Genomic DNA, 16,875 nt, shown 5'->3' with positions numbered 1-16,875 from the left:
CGAACGAGAACGTAAGGAGCAGGACAGATGTCGTCGTTGACACAGAAGTTGACCGCGTTCGCTCGCAGCCCTCAGGGCAAACAGATGATCGACCGAGCGCGCCGATATGCAACCAAGCCCGAGAATCAGGCGAAGTTGAAGCAATTGGGCACGAAGTTCACCAGTAAGGGTGGACGTTCATGAACGTCGTCCCATGGTGGGCGTGGGCCGCATTCGGTGCCGTCGTCCTGATCCTGCTGGCCATCGACCTGCTGGCGCACCGCGGCGCGCACATCATCGGCTTCAAGGAGGCCGCGTGGTGGAGCGCACTGTGGGTAGGCGTAGCCATCATCTTCGGCATCGTGGTGTTCTTCACGCTGGGAACAACGGCCGGAGTCGAGTACACGACGGCATGGTTGCTGGAGAAGAGTCTGTCGGTCGACAACCTCTTCGTCTTCGCGCTGATCTTCGGCTACTTCAAGGTCCCCCGTGAGTACCAGCACCGCGTGTTGTTCTTCGGTGTCATCGGCGCCCTGGTCTTCCGTGCCATCTTCCTGGCCGCCGGTGTGGCCATCGTCAGCAAGTTCGCCGCGGTTCTGTTCGTCTTCGCCGCCATCCTGCTCTACAGCGCGTACAAGCTGATGAAGGACGAGGACGACTCGTACGACCCCGGCACCTCCATTGCAGTGCGCTTGCTCAAGAAGATCGTCCCCGTTCAGGACGAGTACTCCGGTACCAAGTTCTTCGTCAAGGAAGCAGGCAAGCGGGTGGCCACGCCACTGCTCGCCGTCGTGGTGGCGATCGAGGCCGCCGACCTGGTCTTCGCGGTCGACAGTGTTCCTGCCGTTCTGGCAGTGACCGACGACCCGTTCATCGTGTATTCCTCGAACGCGTTCGCGATCCTCGGCCTGCGTGCCCTGTACTTCCTGCTCGCAGGGTTGCTCGAGAAGTTCCACTACCTGTCCAAGGGACTGGCGATCATCCTCGCCTTCATCGGCGTCAAGCTGATCCTGCAGGCCGGGCACAAGGTGATCAGCACGTCGATCCCCGAGATCCCGTCCTTCGTCAGCCTGGTGGTCATCGTCGTGGTCCTGGCAGGCTCGATCATCCTGAGCCTGAAGAATCCCCCGGAGGAAGACAGCGCCGACGCGGTCGACAAGGCTGCAGCCGACAGTCCGATCGTCGATCCGACGGACGGAACCTCCACCGCCGGCACCTCGTCGACGGGTACGTCGGGTACCGATTCGCCTCGACTCGACAAGTAGTTCCGCACGACACATGCCCCGCCGGAATCGATCCGGCGGGGCATGTTTGTACTTCGCTGTGATGGGGCAAACCGTCGTCATGGCTGACAAGAACTCGTACACCGTTCCCGGACTCTCGTCGGACGTGGGCGCGCGCGTCGCAGCGATCCTGCAGGATCGCCTGAACGCCTACAACGACCTCCATCTCACGCTCAAGCACATTCACTGGAATGTGGTCGGACCGAACTTCATCTCTGTCCACGAAATGCTCGATCCTCAGGTCGAGGCCGTGCGCGGCTTCGCCGACGAGGTCGCCGAGCGCATCGCGACCCTCGGCTCCTCTGCGAAGGGAACGCCGGGCACCATCGTCAAGGAACGTTCCTGGGACGATTACTCGATCGGCCGGGCGACGGCGATCGAGCACCTCGGCGCTCTCGATCTGGTGTACACCGGGGTCATCGAGACCACCCGTAAGAACATCGAAGAGGTCGGCGAGATCGATCCGATCACCGAGGACATGCTCATCGGCCAGAGCGCCCAGCTCGAACTGTTCCACTGGTTCGTCCGCGCGCACCTGGAGAACTCCGGTGGTCAGCTCTCCACCGCAAGCGCGACCAGCGAAGTCGACGCTGCGAAGCAAGCCGGCTGACAAACATTTCTACCCGAAGCACCGGTCTCGCCGATCACGGCGAGGCCGGTGCTTTCGTTGTGACAGAACCAGATCACTCCGTCGGACGCGCCTCGTGGCCGCTGCGACCGTGCGTTCGTCGCTGTTCTTTCATCTCGGCCTCGAAGACGTGCCGACGTCCGTCGAGCAGCTCGTTCCGGACCGCCCGCTCGTGATCACGAAGTACCGTCCAATACCCGTCGTCGAACTCTTCGACGAGCTGGAACGTCCACCGCCCCTGAGCGATGTTGCGGCCGATCATGTCGGTCTCGAGTCGCTGTGCCAACGCGTCGTGCCCGGCGTCCGACAACGCGTCGGAGGCCTCCCCGAGCAGCAGATCCGCGTGTCCCATCAGCTGATGGAACGAGTACAGGTGGCCGCGTGCGCGCTCGACGTATTCGAGTGCCTCGGACAGTTTGCCCGTGGCTGCCACGGTATCGTCGTCCACTCCGTCGGGGCGGCGGTGCTCCGGTGCCGGCGTCTCATGCGAATGTGGGTCGTTCGTCTGTGCAGTCATGAACGGCACGTACCCGCATCCCATGCCGGCAACACGGCCGGGAGTCCGATGATTACCGACCGCGATCTCGGGTATAGCTCCCATGCACGAGCAGCACAATCGATTTCGAGGAGTTCACATGGCTGATTTCATCGACAAGGCAAAGCACAAGGCAGAAGAGCTCGTGGGCGAAGCCAAGGAAAAGATCGGCCACAAGACCGACAACGACGACCTTGCTGCCGAAGGCGCAAAGGACCAGGCGTCGGGCAAGACCAAGCAGGTCGGCGACGACGTCTCGGACGCAGCCGGCAACATCAAGGACAAGTTCACGAACTGATCCATCGATGCAGCAGAACCCCGCACCCAGCCTTCACGGCTCGGGTGCGGGGTTCTTCTCTGTCATAGGCCTTCTGTCGGATTCGGCAGCGGCAGTGGCCGCCCGAACATCCATCCCTGCCCCAAGCTGGCACCGAGTGCTCTCGCGCGCCGCAGATGTCGACGCGTCTCGATGCCTTCCGCCAGCACGATCGCATTGCTCGACCGAACGTAGGCGTGAACCTGTCGCATTGCCGGTCGGGATCGCAGCGGAGCTCGCACGATCGACGCGTCGAGCTTGACGATGTCCGGTGCCACCAGCGCCAGTAGATCCAGGGTTGCCGGTGTCGCTCCGACGTCGTCCATGGCCACCCCCATCCCGCGTGCGCGCGCGCCGCGGACGAGGGCCATCAGCAACGGAACGTTCCGATCCAGATCACGCTCGGTGATCTCGAGGACCACGTCGAGATCGTCGCCGATGGCGTCGAGGTGCATGTCGACGTCCTGCTCGTCACGGAAGCAACCCGGTTCGATGTTGAGGAAGAACCGCACCCTGCGGGAGTAGGCACGTTCCCTCGCCGCCCGCAGAGCTGCCGCGCGGCAGGCCACATCCACTCGGCCGACGAGTCCCCGTTCACGGGCCAGAGCAAAAACGTCCTCGGGAAGTGCGCTGCTCGGCGACGGCCACCGAGCGAGGGCTTCGTAGCCGACGACATGTCCCGTCGACAGTTCGACAACCGGCTGAAACAGCGCCGCCACCGAATCCACCGACTCGAGCGCCGCGGACGCTGCCAGCACCGCGCCGTCCGAGACGGTCACAGTGATCGCTCGTCCACCGGGGTTCGGCGTGCCTCGAGGCGATCGGCGATCAGTGCTGCGTGCAGTCGCCGCAACCCCGACGGTTTCATCGGATCGAGACCGGTGAGTTGATCCACCCGCTTGAGGCGGTAGTCGACGGTGTTGGGATGCACCGTCAGCCACGTGGCTGTCTTCTTCCTGTTGGAATCGGAGTCCACGAAGGCTTGCAGCGTCGGAAGAAGGTCGACCGAGTCACGTAGCGGATCGATCAGAGTCACGAGGTGCTTTCGACCGAGTCCGGGCCGGCTCACCTGGTACTCGAACACCAGATCCGAGATGCGGTAGGTGTCCGGCGTGTAATGCAGCCTGCGGACCAGGCTCAAGAGCTCGTACAGGTGCGGCGCAGTCACCGAGATGTCGTCGATCGCTGCCGACCCGGTCGTCGCCGTCACTGCGACCTGACCGGCGTCGGCAAGCCGCTCGACCAGTTCGTCGACGTCGGCACCTGGAACGTCGGGCAGCAGTACCGTTCCGCCCGTCGCACTGATGGATGCGATGGGGGCGATGTCTCCGTTGTGCGCTGCCAGGGCCGCGTGAATTCTCCGCAGCTTCCGTGCGGCCATCATCGCCGCATCGCCGCGCCTACCCCCTTCGTCGGCATGCGCCGGAAAGTGCAGGGCCACGACGTGATACTCCTCGGCTAGCAGCGCACCCATCCGATCGGCGATCCTGCGGGCAGTGCCGTCGCCGGTCAACAGAGCGTCGAGCAATTCGACGTCGTGCCGTGGACCGTTCTGCGCCAACGTGCGGAACTCGGTGAGATAAGCGTCGGACACCGCCTCGGTGACCACGTTCAGAAGCTCCATGATCAGGATCGTCCGGTCATCACCCGCCGCGCCTGCCTCCCGGTTCACCGCTGACTCGGCAGCCCGTAGACCCAGCGCGCAGCCCTCGTTGATCGCGTGCTGAATTCGGCCGAGTGGCACTCCGTCGCGGGCCCACCGCGTTGCGGCGTCCCGGAAGGTGTCCATGGCCCCCGCGACCGGTAGTCGACCGGAATCGCGGACCCCTGCAGCCAGTTCGCTGCAGGTGGTCGCCATGTCGTCGAGCTCGCCCCGTGCACAGTCGCGCGGCGGCGGTACGTCCTCCGGATCGACGAAATACCGGTTCAGCATTCGCGCGGCAGTCTCCCGGGGCGTCCGCAAGCGGTCCGATGCACGTCGACCACCTGCGTACTGCTCCTGCGCCGTGTCCACACTGTCTGTTGCAGTCACCGAACCCCACCCCTCGTACTCGAAACCCGCGTCAGGTCATGTCCTTCAGGCGGCCGATGTCTGCCCACAACGCCCCTGCCTCGGTATCGAACCGTCCTTCCCCGGCCGAACCGTCGGCCGGGGTGAAGACACTCGAACCATAGTGCACAAATAAAACCTGGGGATTGTTTTGGACCGTGAACCCGGCAACAAATCCGCATTAGCGTCCGGTTCGTCGTCATTTGTGACGCCCCATCACGAATGAACGGTCACGTGCGGTCGGTTTCCAAACGTGATGCGGCGCACGTTCCGGGCCGGAATCCGGGCCTACAGTTCCGACTTGTCCACTTGACCCTCGTCGAAAGTCAGGCTCCATGACCACTTCTCGGTCCACCTTCCGTGCAACGAGGAAGGCCACCACAGTCCGCGCTGCGATGATTGCTGCAATGGCATGCTCCGTTGCCCTCGGTTCCGGTTTCGCAGCACAGGCTCAGCCGGCACCCGTCCCGGTACCGGCACCGCCCGCAACCGTGCAGGGCAACACCGTTGTTCCGCCGGGGCCGACCGGCGCATACCCGAAGGCCTCGGATCAGGGCATCACGGCACCGAGCATCGATTCGGCTGCCCCCGCCACCGCGACGTACGACCCACGGACCGAGACCACCGGATACGGGCCCGATCAGAAGAACTTCCTGGCCGGATTCCTCTACAGCATCGTCAACCCCAACGTCGCACCCCAAGGTGCCAACGATTGGAACTGCAAGCCCACCGCCGCGCACCCCCGCCCGGTCGTCCTCCTGCACGGCACCTGGGAGAACGCGTACAACAACTTCGCGCGCATGTCGCCTGCCCTGAAGAAGGAGGGCTACTGCATCTTCGCGCTCAACTACGGAGACGGGGACTCCAGTGTCGTCGGCAATCTCCCGTCGCTTCGCGGTACCGCATCGGTCGCGTCCAACGCAAAGGAGATCGCCACCTACGTCGACGCTGTGCGGACGGCCACGGGCTCTGCGCAGGTCGACATCGTCGGCCACTCCCAGGGTGGGCTCGTCACCCGTCAGTACCTCCGTTTCGAGGGCGGTGCCAATCCGACAGACCCGACCAAGAACAAAGTGAACACGGTCGTCAGCGTCGCCGGATCGAATCACGGCACCACCCTCGTCGGCATCGGAACTCTGGGGCGCACCATCAACAACCTGGGACTCAACGTCCTGGGAGTCGTCGGTGCCATCGCCGGGCCGGCAGCCTCGGACCAGGTGATCGACTCGCCACTCGTCAAGGGACTGGCCGTCGGCGGTGACACCGACCCCGGCATCAAGTACACCGTGATCGGCACCAAGTACGACGAGGTCGTCACCCCGTACAAGACGACGTTCCTCACCGCAGGCCCCGGTGCCACCGTCAACAACGTCACCCTGCAGGACGGCTGCGGCATCGACCTGTCGGACCACCTGTCGATCTCCGTCTCACCGCGCGCGATCGGCATCGTCAAGAACGCACTGGATCCGAAGGGCTTCCCCGCGAAGTCGATCCCGTGTGCCTACAACTCGCCCATCACGGGCCAGTAGGACACCGGTACCTCTGTTCCGCCGAGGGCGATCGGCCGATCGGGCCGATCGCCCTCGGCGGAAGTCCGGGTCAGTTCTGTGCTGGAGTCCACCCCAGCGCCGGACCGAGCTTCTGCGCCGTGTCGGTCAGGATCTGCACGTAGTCCTCGTGGTCGAAGCTGAACGGCAGCGCGAACGCCACCTCGTCGACCTCACGAAAAGATCGATTGGCGTACAACTGCTCCGCGATCTCGTCCGAGGTACCCACGAGGTCCGGTGCGAACATCATCCGAGCCGGCCCCTGCGGTGCTCCGGTCCGTGCAGTACGCGCGTGAACGTAGTCCTCGTACTTGCGCTTCTGCGCGGCGGAAGCACTGTCGGTGGGGATGACCACCAGCCCCTGGGAGACCCGCGCGTCGGCCCCGGCCGGGTGAGCCTCGCGGAACCGCGCGATGTGCGCGCGCTGGATCGCATCGAAATCCGTCGAGTCCTCGGCGCGCACCACACTGCTCACCAGAAGATTCATCGCGTTCTCCCCTGCCCACTGCGCAGAACGGAGACTGGCCCCGCCGTACCACATTCGGTCCCGTAGACCACGCGAATGCGGTTGTACCCGTTCGGAATACGCTTCGATTCCCTCGGTCCCCGACCACGTGGACGCAGGTTCACCGGCTACGAACCGAAGCAGCCGCGAGACTCGGTCGTAGCCGAAGTCCTCGTCCTCGGCGGTGTCGGGATACAACGAGTGTGCGACGCGATCGAAGTGCATCGGTTGTCCCACACTGATTCCCGCGTTGACGCGCCCACCGGACAGCACATCCACCGTGGCCAGGTCCTCGGCGAGACGCAACGGGTTCTCCCAACCCAACGGCGTCACCGCAGTACCGAGCATGATGCGGTCGGTACGTTGCGACGCGGCGGCCATGACCGCGATGGGAGACGAGATACCGAACTGCAGGTGACGATGACGAAGCCACGCACTGTCGAATCCCAGCCGCTCCCCGAGTTCGATGATGCGCAGCGTCGATTCGTGGCCGACCTCGGGTGTGTTCTCGTCGAAGAGCCCGATGGTCAGAAATCCGAGCGAACGCAGGGGCCTGGATGGTTCGGGCACGTCTGGACCTCGTTTCGTGAAAGTCCGGCCAGCCTAATTCACACCGTCGTCGGTGTCGTGAACAGCGGCGGTGAGACGACGAATCTCGGTGCCGCCGCATTCGAGCAGGCCGCGGGACGCGAACGCTTCGAGCCATCCGACCATCGGCCACCGGCCCCACCGGCGGAAGAAAATCCGAGCGTTGACGACGATGTCGTCGAGATGTTCCACCGGAGGATCGGACACGGGGTGGAACTGGTGGTACGCGTGAGCGCCGCCCACCCACCGCAACCCGATGCCCGACGCGCGGGCCGTGGCCGCGAAATCCGTGTCCTCGCCCCCGTACCCGGTGTAGTCCTCGCAGAAGCCGCCGATCTCGCTCCACGTGTCGGCGTGCACGGCGAAGGACAACGACCAGAACAGGTCGAAATCGTGTCCGGGTTCCACTGCGCCCGCGGGCGGATTCGGTCGAGCCGGATGCGGCGCGGTGAGCGGGATCAGAGCGTCACCTTCGAGCCCGACGCTGTCGGGTTTCAGGTAGGTCACCGGTCCGCACAACAGAGTTCGCCGACTGTCGGGGCGCAGCGCGGCGCGGCGATACCTGTCGAGCATCTCCGGGGCGGGTATGCAATCCACGTCGAGGAACACCACCAGCTCGGCACCCCGATCGAGGGCAGCGGCTGCCCCGAGGTTACGCGCTCGCGCCACCGGCAGCGGGGTCTGCGCATCCATGTCGAGAACCGTTGCCGCAGAGCCGGTTCGGGCGACCACGTCTGCAATGTCGTCATCGCCCATGGCGACCACGATGTGCTCGACGGGCCGGTCGGTGGACTCGGCCAACCCGCGAATCTGCGCGGCGAGATGATCGTGACGACCCGAGACCACGGTCACGACAACCACTTTCATCGTCGAGCCGTCCCGGACGCAGCCTGCTCGATCGCGCGAGCCGCCCGATCGGGTGCGCCGTCGGTACCGAGCAGCGACCATGTCCGTCCGCCGATGCCCAGGGCGCAGTCGGCAGCGCGTCGCCACCGATCGACCGAGGGCCACTCGTCGAGCACCGCGGCGATGGATCCGGCCGCCAGTGCGTGCGCGGTGGCAGCCTGCTCGTCGAACGGCCGGGCTTGCGGAACCACGATGGCCGGTGTGCCCGACGCGGCGACGTCGGCCACGGCGTTCTGCCCGGCGTTGGTCACCACGAGGGCCGCTGAGCACAGCACCGGCCACACGTCGTCCACCCAGTCGCCGCCCGCCACTCCGAGTGTGCGGAAGTCGAACCGGTCGTCCGCGGCGGACCACGAGTCCACCAGTTCACGGGTCAACGAGGTGCCACCCGCCGCGCCCAGTACGACAACCGGGCCTTCGGTGGCCGCAGTGTTCGAGCCCTCCGTTCGGGCTCGTCCGGCGAACCGGCTGATCGAGCCCGAGTACGTCGTCTTTGCGGCGTACGGATGCAACCATGCCGGGTCGTACACACTGCGTGACCACGGTGCGAGAATGTGCGTCGCCGCGCGGTAGGCCATCGCGTGGACGGGATCGGCCCGGTGTCCCGGAATCGCCATGACGATCACCCGGACACCCATCAGCCGCAGAAACATCGCCACTTCCACGGACACATCGACGACCACTGCCCGCGGTCGCTCACGCGCAACCCAGTCGGCAATGATCGCCATCCGTGCGGTCAGTCCGTCGACGTCGTGGGGTGCCCAGTGCACCACTCCCCCCGCCGAGATGTCGTCGGCGGCTGCCTCGCCCACGGTGTCGTTCACATCCAGCGGGAGTGCGATCCATTCCGCTGCAGCATGTTCCGGAGGCCGCGCCCGCGAGGACAGCACCGTGATCGGCTCACCCAGGCGGCGCGCAATCGCGTCGGACCGAGTGACGTGGCCTACCCCGTGGTGGTGTGCGTAGTAGCCGATCATGCAATCGCGAGACCGTGGGCGGACTCCGGTGCCGATGCGGACTCGAGGGTCGATCGGTACAGCTCCTCGTACTCGTCGACCATCCGGTCCACCGAACACACCTGCTCGGCGCGCGCCCGCGCGTCGTGCCTGTTCAACGCTGCCGCGGCGGGAATGGCGGCGGCCAGCCCGGCCACATCGTCGGCGGGTACCAACACTCCGGACGAGGCGTCGATGATCTCGGGTATCCCTCCGCGGGCGAACGCCGCCACCGGGGTACCGCAGGCCAGAGCTTCGGCGACCACCAGACCGTACGGCTCGGACCACACCGGCGACACCAGCGCGACCTCGGCACCGGCCACCAGCGCGGCGAGAGCTGGCTGATCGAGGTGTCCGACGTACCGGACTCGATCGTCGAGCAGGGGTTCGACGACACCGTGGAAGTATTCGAGGTTGCTGATGGGTCCGGCGATGCGTAGCGACCGGCCGGCGAGCTTCGCGGCGGCGATGGCCAGGTGCAATCCCTTCTCGGGAACCAACCGTCCGGACCACACCACGTAGTCGCCGCCCGCACCGAACGGCCAGTCCTGCAGCGAGATCCCGTTCCGGATGACGATCGTCCCGGTCGCGACGTCGGCCCATTGTTCGGCTGCGAACGCACTGACAGCAGCAAAAGTGTTGGCACCGAACGGAGCCAGGGCAACAGCCGACTCCAGCCACGCGAACGGCGGCGTGTGCAGAGTGGTCACCATCGGCACCGGCAGTGTGGCGGACATAGCCAACGGCAGGTAGTGCAGGCTGTGGTTGTGCACGATGTCGAACGAGTTCGACAGCGCACCGGCCAGTTCCATCATCACGGCGAGGTATGCGTGGTGCTCGCGAACCGCAGTGGGGGTGACCGCGAGATCGGCGAGGGCAATCGGTGTCAGATCCAGCGTTCGGACCGGCAACATCGTGGCATCCAGATCGACGCTCGATCCGTCTGCGGCGAACAGACTGACGTGGTGCCCACGCTCGGTCAGCGCCCGCACCAGATTGTAGACGTGTGCCTCCAGACCGCCCGCGAAAGGCTGTGCCACCGGAAAACTCGATGACGCCAGCACCGCGATGCGAAGTGGCTTCTCGTTCAACGCATCTCCTTTGTCACTGCTGCGTAGATCCCAGCGTGGGTCGCTGCGATTCGTTGTCTCTGCTCGGCCCGGGTTGCGGCGTCGAGCGCTGTGGTCCGATCGGCGTGGGCCGCCTGCACGGCTGCCACCAACGTGGCGGGATCGAACGAGTCGGTGTTCATGACGAAACTGTGAATCGGCGCTTGGTCGGCATAGAAGCCGCAATCGGACGCGACGACGGCCGTTCCCAGATCCCGACATGCCTCGAGCCAACCCGAATGTGTTCCGAACCGATACGGCAACACCGAGACGTCGATCGAAGACAGGTAGTCCCACAGTTGCTCGTCGTCGAATCGGGCGTGCACCCGCACATCGACGTCGGGGAAACTGTTGTAGTCCAGCAACTTCGCGCCGACGGTCGGGTCGTACCAGTGGCCGGCCGTGTCGAACACGTCCTCGTCGATGTCCAACCGCACCGTCGCAGCCGGTAGCGATCGAGCCGCCTCGACGACGGCGTCCATCACCGCAAGCGGGTCGATGTTCGCTCGCAGGTTCTTGGCGTGGACTCCGATGACGAACGAGTCCGACACCGGGCGTGGGACGTTCATTCTCTCGAGAGGCACCACGTGTGGGTGCTCGATCACCGTCGCATGCACGTTCCACCGATCGGCTATCCACGCAGCTGCTCCCTCGGTAAGGGTGATCACGGCATCGGCACTACGTATCAACACGTCCAGCTGCTCCAGATGACCGGTGTTGTCCGGGAAGTGGGGATTGTGCGCGTCGTGGACCGTGAGCACCAGGGGCTTGCGATGGGCCCTCAAGTACTCGACCGTGCGGGTCAAGTCTTCCGGTGAGAAGGACTCGAAGCCGAAGTGCACGTGCAGAACGTCGAAGCTCGAATCGGGTTGCTCGGCCAACCACCCGGCGTCGAGGAGACGAGGCGGCCACCACTGGCCCGGCACATCGACGCGAACCGGCGTCGGATCGGGCAACAGCACCACCGAGTTACCGGAGCCGTCGGGCACCGGCTGCACGTGCTGTACGTACACGTGAGAGGAGGGTACGGACGCAATACGAATCATGAATTCCTTCGGGTACAGGTCAGACGAATCGTGCCTGTTCCCGACACGCGCATGGGTCTGTACCCACTTCGTACCGAGTTCAATCGCGGTTGGCGTCGCAGGTTCGGCGGGGCTACGTTGACCAGAAGAATGGTCGAACACACGCACTCACACGACGTCGGGGCAGACATGGACGGGCGTACTCGCCACTACGGCGATTTCTACGGAATATCGGGGCTCGAGGCCGCGCCACGTACACCCGTCGACGATCGCCCCCTGTTGCTCGTCTGGGGTAACTGCCAGGCCGAGGCGATGCGCATTCTGCTGAGCTCGGATGCGGCGTTGCCGTTTCGGACGGTACGAATCCCGCCGGTACACGAACTCGAATCCGCCGATCTGCCGCACGTCGATCGATTGGTCCGGCAGACCTCGGTACTGCTGACTCAACCTGTGCGGGAGGGTTATCGGGATTTGCCGCTCGGGGTCCCCGATCTGACACGAGCACTCCCGCCGCACGCGGTGGTACTTCGTTGGCCCGTGCTGAGATACGCTGCGCTGCATCCTTTTCAGGTCATAGTTCGGCATCCGAGCGATCCAGCGGCCGTTCCGGATCTCGTTCCGTACCACGATCTGCGGACGATTGTGGCCTTCGAGCGTGGCGTGCGGTCCGGCGAGAACTGGGACCTCCCGGTATCCGACGCCGGCTTTCGTGATGCCGCGCAGGCGAGCCTGGACGAGCTACGACTACGCGAGAGCCGCGACACCGACATCGCTGCGTCCGACCTGTTCCAGGGTGCGGGAAGCCGTGCCACTCATACGATCAACCATCCGACCAACGTGGTGTTGACTGCACTCGCGCAGCGGATCCTGGACCACCTCGACACCGCCTGCACTGTGGGTGATCCAGGGAGAGAACTGCTCGGCGGTGTGCGAGCGCCCGTCGAACGCCGGGTACTGGACGCCCTCGGCTTCCCCGGTGATGCTCGCCCAGACTGGACGGTCGACGGTTCCGACGTGTCCAGCGATGTCGTACACCGCGCGCACCTCGATTGGTATGCGGCACATCCCCAGTTCGTCGACGCCGCACTGGCCCGCCACTCCGAGCTCCTGCGAATCCTGCAGACGACGCCGTGATCGCACCCGTGCATCATCTCGTGGTCGGCCCACCGGACCACGGAGTCGTCCGGTGCGCCCGCGACATGGCTGCCGCCACAGCGAGTCCCGTGGTGACCGCTCCCGACCGACTACCGCCCGACACTCTCGTCCACATTCACTTCACCGACCGGCTGTTCGGACGTACCGCGCACGAGGCAGCCGATGCCATTGGCGCACTGGCACAGCAGCATCGAGCCCGCATCACCGTTACGCTGCACGACGTACCCCAGATCTCGGACGGCTCCGCGTTTGCGGCACGCACCGACTGCTACCGCCGAGTGATCGACTGCGCTGCAACGGTCGTGGTGTCGAGTGTGCACGAGCGACTGCTTCTCGAGGACATACTCGACAGCCGACCCGACATCCGGGTCATTCCCCTACCGATAGACCGCCCGGCACTACGATCCGACGACGTCGTCTCCCGGCGAGTCGTCGGGATTCTCGGGTTCGTCTATCCGGGGAAGGGACACAGCGAAGTACTCGGTGCCATGTCTGCACTGGACACCGACGTCGGGGTCGAGATCGTCGGGGCCGCGTCGGCCGGACACGAGGACGTGCTCGACGAACTACGCGTGACTGCCCGGCATCTGGGCAGGCCGTTTTCGACGACCGGCTTCGTGCCCGATGCCGAACTGGGCGGCCGGTTGCGGTCCATTGCTGTCCCGGTTGCTTTCCACCGGCATGTATCGGCATCCGGTTCGATCAACACCTGGATCGCGGCGGGCCGTCGTCCTCTGGTCCCTCGTGGTCGATACGTCGACGAGATGGCCGTCAATTCGCCCGATGCGCTGTGGATTCACGAGGACACAGTGGAGGGCCTGGCCGAGGCCATGGCAGAAGCGTTACGCCGACCCGAGAAGACATGGCAGGCTCCCGACTCGGCACCGTATCCATCGCCTGCCCAGGCGGCCGACCTGTACAGCTCCCTGTTCCGAGAAGGTATGGCTCTACCGTCCATCGCGCTGCCCGATGGCCGCTCGGTGGTTCCGCACAATCGGTGGGATCTGGCACCGACCGCATCCGACACGCCCCGAGTGTCGGTCGTGATTCCCTACTTCCGGCAGCAGCACCAGCTCGACCTGGTTCTGACAGCGTTGACCGCGCAGACCTGGCCCGCGTCCCGCATCCAGGTGATCGTCGCCGACGACGGATCTCCCGAGGAACCGAACGTGGAGGAATTCGGCTCGGCTCTCGACATCACCGTCGTGCTCCAACCGGATCTCGGATTCCGGGCCGCCGCCGCACGCAATCTCGGTGCGTCCGCAGCGCGCGGAGACATCCTCTGCTTCCTCGACGCCGACACCGTGCCCGAACCCGATTACATCGAGGAATCGGTACGCCTGATCGTGGCCCTTCCCGATGCGGTGACGGTGGGTAGGCGTCGACATGCCGATTTCGGCGGGTGGACGCCCGCGGACATCGGCACCTGGTTCGACGGCCGATCTGCGGGCCCCACGGAGTTCACCGAGCCCCCATGGCTTCGTGACGGCTACGCCGGCTCGCGAGATCTTCTGGACGCGGACCGTCGTTCGTACCGATACGTCATCAGTGCCGTGATGTCTTGCAGCCGAACGTTGTTCGAGGAACTCGGCGGGTTCGACCCGACGTTCGTCGGGTACGGCGGAGAAGACTGGGAATTCGCGCATCGGGCCTACGCCGCAGGTGCCGTCCTGGCCCATCGGCCGCGAGCAGTCGCCTGGCACGACGGGCCCGACTGGGCCGAACGCACGGGCGGAGACCGAGAGCGAAAGAATGCCGAAGCGTTGATGCTGGCCTCCCGCATCACCGACCCTGCGGCGCGTACCCAGGGTCTGATCTTCGCGCTGCCGGAGATCGTCGCGGTTGTCGATACCACCGGGCACAGCGCTGCGTCCCTCCTCGAGACCGTCGGCTCGGTCCTGAGGCATCCTGATTGTCGAGTGTGGATTCACGGACCCGGTGCCGAAGAATTACGGCGGCAGTGGGGCGACGCCGACTGCCGCATCCAGGTGGGTCTTCCGGGAGACACCGCACGTTCTCACGCGGTGCTCGAGGTGCGCGGCCTCGTCCTGTTCGGTGCCGGCGCACTTCGTCGTCTCGTGGAGACAGGAGCGGATCGGCTGACGGTCGACGTGGGCAACTCGGGCACGGTCGAGCTGCGCACGTCTCGGTCGAGCTGTCGCGCTCGACGGTGGTCGTCGACGATGGGAACGGCTTCCGAGGACCTCGCGGAGGCCCTGTTCGGGCACATGCATCGGACAGGCGCGGAGTTCGGGCTCTTCGCGGGCGAGGTTCAACCGAAACTCGCGTGGTGACTGTGGGGTGGTTCCGGTGTCGACTCGACCGAATCGGGTACGGCCAGTGGGAGAATGTAAGTCGGCGGCAGACGAAAGCAACGGCGAGATCGGGCGAATGATGAACAGAACGCTGTATTCGATGATGTGGATGATGGCAATTATCTTCTTCGTCGCTTTGCTGTGGGGCACAGTCGGTTACGTGTACGCAGACACCCATCCTCTGCAGCGAGCGGCATTCGTCGGAGGCGGAGTGTTGATCGCGGGATGGCTGATTCTGTTCGCGGCCGTCGGGATCAAAATATCGCGGCTCAAAGCCCGCAGGAGACAGAGCAACTCCGACGAGCAGTAACTGTTGGAGCCGCTCGGGTGTGGGTTTCGAATAGGCGGGTATACACCGACGAATCTTTCGTAGAGTCGGTCTTTCGATTTGCCGAGCAAGGATCGTCGATGGTCAACCAGCGCAGCACACCGAGCCGGCGCACTTCGTCCGAACTTCCGGCGACCCGCCAGGAATATCTGTCGACATGGTCGGGTCTGCACAGCAACATCGATCCATCGTCGTCGGTGCTCGTGTCGACGTGGCTTCGTCTGGTGTACTTCCTGAGCGCCCCGCTCGTGCGCGCATCCGTCTCGGCCCACGTCGTCACCGTCGCCGCGGTGGTTGCGGCTGCAGGATCGGTGGCGTTGTCCCGGCCGGGCACCTCGCTGCCCCTCCTGGCGGCGGTGCTCATCGTGTTCTCCGGGCTGCTCGACGGTATCGACGGCGGCGTGGCCATGATCGGCCGTTCCCAATCGCAGTGGGGCTATCTGCTGGACACGGTGTCGGATCGGTGCAGCGATCTGCTGTTCCTCGCGGGCAGCCTCGCGCTGGGCGCTCCGATGCCCATCGTCGTTGCCGTCGGTGTGACGACATTGCTGCACGAGACGGCCCGCGCGCGTGCCGTCGGAGCCGGGATCTCCGACGTCGGCTTTCTGACAGTGTGGGAGCGGCCGTCTCGGGTCGTTGCCGCAGTCGTCACCGCGACCGTTGCGGGCGCGGGCCCCGGTAGCGCTCAGACGTCTGCGACGATCGGAATATCGGTGACATGTGGTCTGGCTGTTCTCGGGTTCACCCAGCTGATGTTCGGGCTGTACCGACGGGCCGATCGAACTCGGCGGTGATCAGCCAGCCGGCGAGCGCGAGCACGTGAAAGACGAACATCCACAGCATGATCGCCACACCGCCGCCGATGTCGGTGAGACCGCCGAACGGTGCACCGAGGTCGACCGGAATGGCCAGAAACAGGATGAAGCCGTGCACGAACCCGGTGACGATCGACGACGTGACCAAGGAGCCGGCCACGAGTGCCCGCCACCCCACCGCCCGCGGCGCGATGACCCGGTAGGTCCAGGCAAGCGGAATGGCCAGGATCAACCATAGGCAGTTGAACCCCAGAAATATTCGTAGAGCCAGCGCACCGGCACCCCCGCCGCCCGTGGTCGCCTGCAGGACGCGTGCGACGGTCAGCACCCCGAGGAGCAACACCGGGGCGGCAACGAAAAAGGGCACCATCGCAGCTCTGCCTCGCCACCCGGTGAACGTTTCACGGGTCGGGGCGAAGCGCACGATCGCCCTCCGCAGACCCTCTCCGTAGAACGTTGCGGGGAATATCGAGATCACGACTCCCAGCGGTCCCAGGTGTATTCCGGCATCGGCCAGGCCGTCGAGCGCCGCGCGGGCACCCAACGCATCGGGCAGTAACGCAGACATGGCGTCGAATCCGCCCTGTACCCACTGCGCCGACGTCAACAACACGGTCGCCCGGATCGTCAGAAGCAACAGTGGGACGACGGCGATCACCGCGTAGAACGTCAGTCCGCCCGCGATCAGCGTGGTGTCCTCACGCGCGAAGCCGGCTTTGATCGCCTGCACTCCGCGAACCGCCCGAACGCGAACGGATGTCATCGCGCGCGTTCGGAGCGGGTCCGCCGAACGATC

General features: G+C 65.2%; 18 protein-coding genes. 9 read left to right on the top strand and 9 right to left on the bottom strand.

The features are described from left to right. Window positions 1-27: 27 nt before the first annotated feature. The 3 genes from K414_RS29385 to K414_RS0112355 all read left to right on the top strand — a co-directional run bounded on the left by K414_RS29385 (window position 28) and on the right by K414_RS0112355 (window position 1,872). Window positions 28-183 (top strand): hypothetical protein, encoded by a 156-nt coding sequence (locus tag K414_RS29385; protein WP_202595063.1) that lies wholly within the window; start codon window positions 28-30, stop codon window positions 181-183. After that, complete coding sequence (locus tag K414_RS0112360) at window positions 180-1,244, top strand: TerC family protein (RefSeq protein ID WP_027496223.1); 1,065 nt, start codon at window positions 180-182, stop codon at window positions 1,242-1,244. The genes K414_RS29385 and K414_RS0112360 overlap by 4 nt, the downstream gene beginning before the upstream one ends. A gap of 79 nt (window positions 1,245-1,323) precedes the next feature. Further along, complete coding sequence (locus tag K414_RS0112355) at window positions 1,324-1,872, top strand: DNA starvation/stationary phase protection protein (RefSeq protein WP_027496222.1); 549 nt, start codon at window positions 1,324-1,326, stop codon at window positions 1,870-1,872. Between the two features lie 73 nt (window positions 1,873-1,945). Here K414_RS0112355 and K414_RS0112350 read toward each other — a convergent pair whose 3' ends face one another. Beyond that, window positions 1,946-2,407, bottom strand: a complete 462-nt coding sequence (locus K414_RS0112350; RefSeq protein WP_027496221.1) for a hypothetical protein — start codon at window positions 2,405-2,407, stop codon at window positions 1,946-1,948. A 118-nt stretch (window positions 2,408-2,525) separates the two neighbouring features. Here K414_RS0112350 and K414_RS0112345 point away from each other — a divergent pair, with 118 nt between their 5' ends. Continuing rightward, the gene (locus K414_RS0112345) at window positions 2,526-2,723 is read left to right on the top strand and encodes a CsbD family protein (protein ID WP_027496220.1); all 198 of its coding nucleotides are present in this window, start codon (window positions 2,526-2,528) and stop codon (window positions 2,721-2,723) included. Window positions 2,724-2,785: 62 nt separating this feature from the next. Here the strand turns inward: K414_RS0112345 and K414_RS26835 are convergent, their stop codons facing one another. Both K414_RS26835 and K414_RS0112335 read right to left on the bottom strand, forming a co-directional pair. Continuing rightward, window positions 2,786-3,520, bottom strand: coding sequence for an EAL domain-containing protein (locus tag K414_RS26835; protein ID WP_237606174.1), 735 nt, complete (start codon window positions 3,518-3,520; stop codon window positions 2,786-2,788). Further along, window positions 3,517-4,773 (bottom strand): PucR family transcriptional regulator, encoded by a 1,257-nt coding sequence (locus K414_RS0112335; RefSeq protein WP_027496219.1) that lies wholly within the window; start codon window positions 4,771-4,773, stop codon window positions 3,517-3,519. Before K414_RS0112335 ends, K414_RS26835 begins: the two co-directional genes overlap by 4 nt. 353 nt (window positions 4,774-5,126) lie before the next feature. On the opposite strand from K414_RS0112335, the gene K414_RS0112325 reads away from it, so the two are divergent. Continuing rightward, window positions 5,127-6,320 (top strand): alpha/beta fold hydrolase, encoded by a 1,194-nt coding sequence (locus tag K414_RS0112325; protein WP_027496218.1) that lies wholly within the window; start codon window positions 5,127-5,129, stop codon window positions 6,318-6,320. 70 nt (window positions 6,321-6,390) lie between these two features. On the opposite strand, the gene K414_RS0112320 is transcribed toward K414_RS0112325, so the two are convergent. Genes K414_RS0112320 through K414_RS0112300 form a run of 5 tightly spaced genes read right to left on the bottom strand, consistent with a single transcriptional unit; the run spans window position 6,391 to window position 11,454 of the window. Continuing rightward, the gene (locus tag K414_RS0112320; RefSeq protein WP_027496217.1) at window positions 6,391-7,413 is read right to left on the bottom strand and encodes an LLM class flavin-dependent oxidoreductase; all 1,023 of its coding nucleotides are present in this window, start codon (window positions 7,411-7,413) and stop codon (window positions 6,391-6,393) included. Between the two features lie 33 nt (window positions 7,414-7,446). After that, a complete protein-coding gene (locus K414_RS26830) occupies window positions 7,447-8,298 on the bottom strand; it encodes a galactosyltransferase-related protein (RefSeq protein ID WP_051365081.1) in 852 nt (283 codons plus the stop codon). Beyond that, window positions 8,295-9,314: a glycosyltransferase gene (locus tag K414_RS0112310; RefSeq protein WP_027496216.1), complete on the bottom strand. Its 1,020-nt coding sequence runs from the start codon at window positions 9,312-9,314 to the stop codon at window positions 8,295-8,297. The genes K414_RS26830 and K414_RS0112310 overlap by 4 nt, the downstream gene beginning before the upstream one ends. Beyond that, complete coding sequence (locus K414_RS0112305; RefSeq protein WP_027496215.1) at window positions 9,311-10,423, bottom strand: glycosyltransferase; 1,113 nt, start codon at window positions 10,421-10,423, stop codon at window positions 9,311-9,313. Before K414_RS0112305 ends, K414_RS0112310 begins: the two co-directional genes overlap by 4 nt. Further along, window positions 10,420-11,454 (bottom strand): glycosyltransferase, encoded by a 1,035-nt coding sequence (locus K414_RS0112300; RefSeq protein WP_237606173.1) that lies wholly within the window; start codon window positions 11,452-11,454, stop codon window positions 10,420-10,422. The genes K414_RS0112305 and K414_RS0112300 overlap by 4 nt, the downstream gene beginning before the upstream one ends. A gap of 63 nt (window positions 11,455-11,517) precedes the next feature. On the opposite strand from K414_RS0112300, the gene K414_RS0112295 reads away from it, so the two are divergent. The 4 genes from K414_RS0112295 (at window position 11,518) to K414_RS0112280 (ending at window position 16,058) form a co-directional block, all read left to right on the top strand. Further along, complete coding sequence (locus tag K414_RS0112295; RefSeq protein ID WP_237606172.1) at window positions 11,518-12,600, top strand: WcbI family polysaccharide biosynthesis putative acetyltransferase; 1,083 nt, start codon at window positions 11,518-11,520, stop codon at window positions 12,598-12,600. Then, a complete protein-coding gene (locus K414_RS29600) occupies window positions 12,597-14,915 on the top strand; it encodes a glycosyltransferase (RefSeq protein WP_237606171.1) in 2,319 nt (772 codons plus the stop codon). The genes K414_RS0112295 and K414_RS29600 overlap by 4 nt, the downstream gene beginning before the upstream one ends. A 97-nt stretch (window positions 14,916-15,012) precedes the next feature. Then, complete coding sequence (locus K414_RS0112285) at window positions 15,013-15,246, top strand: hypothetical protein (protein WP_094622014.1); 234 nt, start codon at window positions 15,013-15,015, stop codon at window positions 15,244-15,246. Window positions 15,247-15,344: 98 nt separating this feature from the next. Beyond that, window positions 15,345-16,058: a CDP-alcohol phosphatidyltransferase family protein gene (locus K414_RS0112280; protein ID WP_051365079.1), complete on the top strand. Its 714-nt coding sequence runs from the start codon at window positions 15,345-15,347 to the stop codon at window positions 16,056-16,058. Here K414_RS0112280 and K414_RS26815 read toward each other — a convergent pair. Beyond that, window positions 16,006-16,842 (bottom strand): YihY/virulence factor BrkB family protein, encoded by an 837-nt coding sequence (locus K414_RS26815; RefSeq protein ID WP_051365078.1) that lies wholly within the window; start codon window positions 16,840-16,842, stop codon window positions 16,006-16,008. The genes K414_RS0112280 and K414_RS26815 overlap by 53 nt on opposite strands. Between the last annotated feature and the right edge of the window lie 33 nt (window positions 16,843-16,875).

The organism is Rhodococcus sp. JG-3 (assembly GCF_000482405.1).
In the GTDB taxonomy this organism is placed as follows: Bacteria; Actinomycetota; Actinomycetes; order Mycobacteriales; family Mycobacteriaceae; genus Rhodococcoides; species Rhodococcoides fascians.
Note: the sequence above shows the minus strand (reverse complement) of the source record. Positions and strands in the feature narration are given on the sequence as shown.

What these genes read in the sequence shown, in the direction of transcription:
- K414_RS0112350 (WP_027496221.1), bottom strand. Translation starts at nt 2,407, where the DNA reads ATGACTGCACAGACGAACGACCCACATTCGCATGAGACGCCGGCACCG.
- K414_RS26815 (WP_051365078.1), bottom strand. Translation starts at nt 16,842, where the DNA reads ATGACATCCGTTCGCGTTCGGGCGGTTCGCGGAGTGCAGGCGATCAAA.
- K414_RS0112280 (WP_051365079.1), top strand. Translation starts at nt 15,345, where the DNA reads ATGGTCAACCAGCGCAGCACACCGAGCCGGCGCACTTCGTCCGAACTT.
- K414_RS0112360 (WP_027496223.1), top strand. Translation starts at nt 180, where the DNA reads ATGAACGTCGTCCCATGGTGGGCGTGGGCCGCATTCGGTGCCGTCGTC.
- K414_RS0112285 (WP_094622014.1), top strand. Translation starts at nt 15,013, where the DNA reads ATGATGAACAGAACGCTGTATTCGATGATGTGGATGATGGCAATTATC.
- K414_RS29385 (WP_202595063.1), top strand. Translation starts at nt 28, where the DNA reads ATGTCGTCGTTGACACAGAAGTTGACCGCGTTCGCTCGCAGCCCTCAG.
- K414_RS0112310 (WP_027496216.1), bottom strand. Translation starts at nt 9,314, where the DNA reads ATGATCGGCTACTACGCACACCACCACGGGGTAGGCCACGTCACTCGG.
- K414_RS0112345 (WP_027496220.1), top strand. Translation starts at nt 2,526, where the DNA reads ATGGCTGATTTCATCGACAAGGCAAAGCACAAGGCAGAAGAGCTCGTG.
- K414_RS0112355 (WP_027496222.1), top strand. Translation starts at nt 1,324, where the DNA reads ATGGCTGACAAGAACTCGTACACCGTTCCCGGACTCTCGTCGGACGTG.
- K414_RS26830 (WP_051365081.1), bottom strand. Translation starts at nt 8,298, where the DNA reads ATGAAAGTGGTTGTCGTGACCGTGGTCTCGGGTCGTCACGATCATCTC.
- K414_RS0112325 (WP_027496218.1), top strand. Translation starts at nt 5,127, where the DNA reads ATGACCACTTCTCGGTCCACCTTCCGTGCAACGAGGAAGGCCACCACA.